Annotated in this window: 3 protein-coding genes and 1 pseudogene; all 4 read right to left on the minus strand. The window is 70.4% G+C overall.

Going from position 1 to position 2,124, the window contains the following annotated elements; translation table 11 throughout:
• Positions 1 to 326 (minus strand): annotated as a pseudogene (locus G7A99_RS25545) (M23 family peptidase); the annotation flags it as partial.
• A gap of 100 nt (positions 327 to 426) precedes the next feature.
• Entirely contained in the window at positions 427 to 909 is a 483-nt protein-coding gene (locus G7A99_RS14195) for a DUF4396 domain-containing protein (protein WP_018717105.1), read from the minus strand.
• Positions 910 to 996: 87 nt separating this feature from the next.
• Positions 997 to 1,866 carry a metal ABC transporter permease gene (locus tag G7A99_RS14200; RefSeq protein WP_240466290.1) on the minus strand — a complete coding sequence of 290 codons (870 nt, stop codon included), beginning with the start codon at positions 1,864 to 1,866 and terminating at the stop codon, positions 997 to 999.
• The coding region (locus tag G7A99_RS14205) for an AAA family ATPase (RefSeq protein ID WP_371807621.1) at positions 1,826 to 2,124 on the minus strand (299 nt) is incomplete at its 5' end. The genes G7A99_RS14200 and G7A99_RS14205, both read right to left, overlap by 41 nt.

Below are 2,124 nucleotides of genomic sequence, written 5' to 3' on the forward strand. Positions count from 1 at the left end.
GGCGGCAGGCCGTCGATGTGCTGGATGCGGTAGTGCCGCCGCGCCACGCTCATCTCGCGTCGTACCCGGCTGCCGTCGGCCCACTCGGCCACGAGCGTCTCGCGACGCTCGGCGTCGCGGCCGAAGCCGATCACGAACGTACCGTCATCGGCCACGCGTACCTCCCGCCCCGCGAAGCGTACCGTGGCGGACGCCGGGGCGACGTGCCCGGTGAGCAACGCCCCCTGAACCGGCTCGCCGTCGAGCCGCAGCTGCCCCGCCACAGCGGGCAGGGCCGCCATCCATCCGATCAGCATCAGGGCCAGCGCCCACCAGCGTCCGCGCATCGTCTCCCTCCGGTTGCCCCACCGGCCGGTGGCAGCCGGCGGTGGACGGCCCCAGCCTACCACCCCGCCGGGCACTGCCGCGCCCCCGGCAGCGGCGTGTTCAGTGGCAGTGCTTGAGGTTGCGTCCGATGAGCCAGTAGTTGACCGGCAGCGCGGCGAGGAAGCCCACCGGCAGCGCCGCCACGAAGCCGGCCCAGAACATCGGGCTGGCGAGGCTACCGACCTGGACACCGCCGACCAGATAGTCGGTGACGTTCATCGCTACCTCCATGGCCGCGATGGAGACCGTCTCGCCGAGCCAGATCGTGCGGATGCCGTCCAGGTAGCTCATCCCCTGCTCGCGCATCAGCGGCTGCACCGCCAGGTTGAGCCCGGCGATGAAGGACAGGACGACCGCCAGAGTGAGGGTCAGGGTCGTGCCCAGCCCCAGCGCGACGCCGATGGAGAGCCCGGCGAACTCACCGATGGAGCAGCCGACGAGGCAGTGCACCGTCGCGTGCACCGAGGTGCGCAGCCGCCCGCCGTGGTCCCCGTGGGCGCCGTGGTGATGCGCGTGCCCGGCATGGCCTGCGTGCGTCGCCATGATTCCTCCTGCATTGCAAGTGACCTGTCCCGGAGGGTTGGGATGCCACCCCCTCCCCTCAAGGGGGGGATAGCGGAATCCCCGGTGTCAGGCCGCTCGCTCTGACCCCCTGTGGCGACGCTCGCGCCACAGACGCGCCGCCAGGGACAGGACGTAGACCCCGCACAGGGTGAGCACGATGGTCGCGCCGGCGGGCCAGTCGGGCTGCCACGCCAGGGCGAGACCGAGATAGCCGGTGCCTGCCGCGATCCCCGCCGCGAGCAGCATCATCGAGCCCAGCGAACGCACCCAGTCGCCCGCCGTGGCCGCCGGCAGGCTGAGCAGCGCGATCAGCAGGATCAGCCCGGAGACCTGTACCAGGATCACCACGGTCACCGCCACGAGGCACAGGAGCAGGATATGGAAGAAGGGCACGGGGACACCGCGCAGGCGAGCGAACTCGGCGTCGAAGCACACCGCGGTGAACTGGCGGTAGAAAAGCATCAGCACCGTGAGCATGAGCACGTCCAGCCCCGCCATGAGCCACAGCGTGGGCGCGTCCACGAGCAGGATATTGCCGAACAGGTAGCCGAAGAGGTCGGCGCGGTAGCCCTCGGTCTGGGAGATGAACACGATCCCCACCGCCATGCCGCCGGACCACAGGGCGCTGATGAGCATGTCCTCGTGGGCGCGGAAACGCAGGTTCACCCAGCCGACAATCAACGCCGCAAGCAACGCGGCCACCAGTGCGCCGGCCAGCGGGCTGGCGCCGAAATACCACGCCACGCCCATGCCGCCGAGCACGGAGTGGGCGATGCCGCCGGCGAGATAGCCGATGCGGCGCACCACCACGAACGGCCCGATCAGCCCGGAGGCGACCGACGCCAGGGCGATACCGATCGCCGCATGCTGAAGGAAGCCCTGGCGCAGCAGCGCCTCAATGAACGCCATGACCACCCCCATGGACGTGATCGACATGGGCATGGTCGACGAACCGCACCGGGTGCCCGTAGAGGCGCTCCAGCACCCCGGGCCCCAGGGGCTCGGCGGTATGGCAGACGAGCTCGCGGTTGATGCAGGCCACATGGGAGACGTACTCGCTGACGAAGGCGATGTCGTGGCTGACCACCACGATGGTCATGCGCTCGTTGAGCCGCCGCAGCAGCTCGAAGAACGCCCGCTCGGCCCGGGGGTCGACGCTCGCCGTGGGTTCGTCGAGGAGCAGCAGGGCCGGGC

The sequence above is a fragment of the Arhodomonas sp. KWT genome (assembly GCF_010993615.1).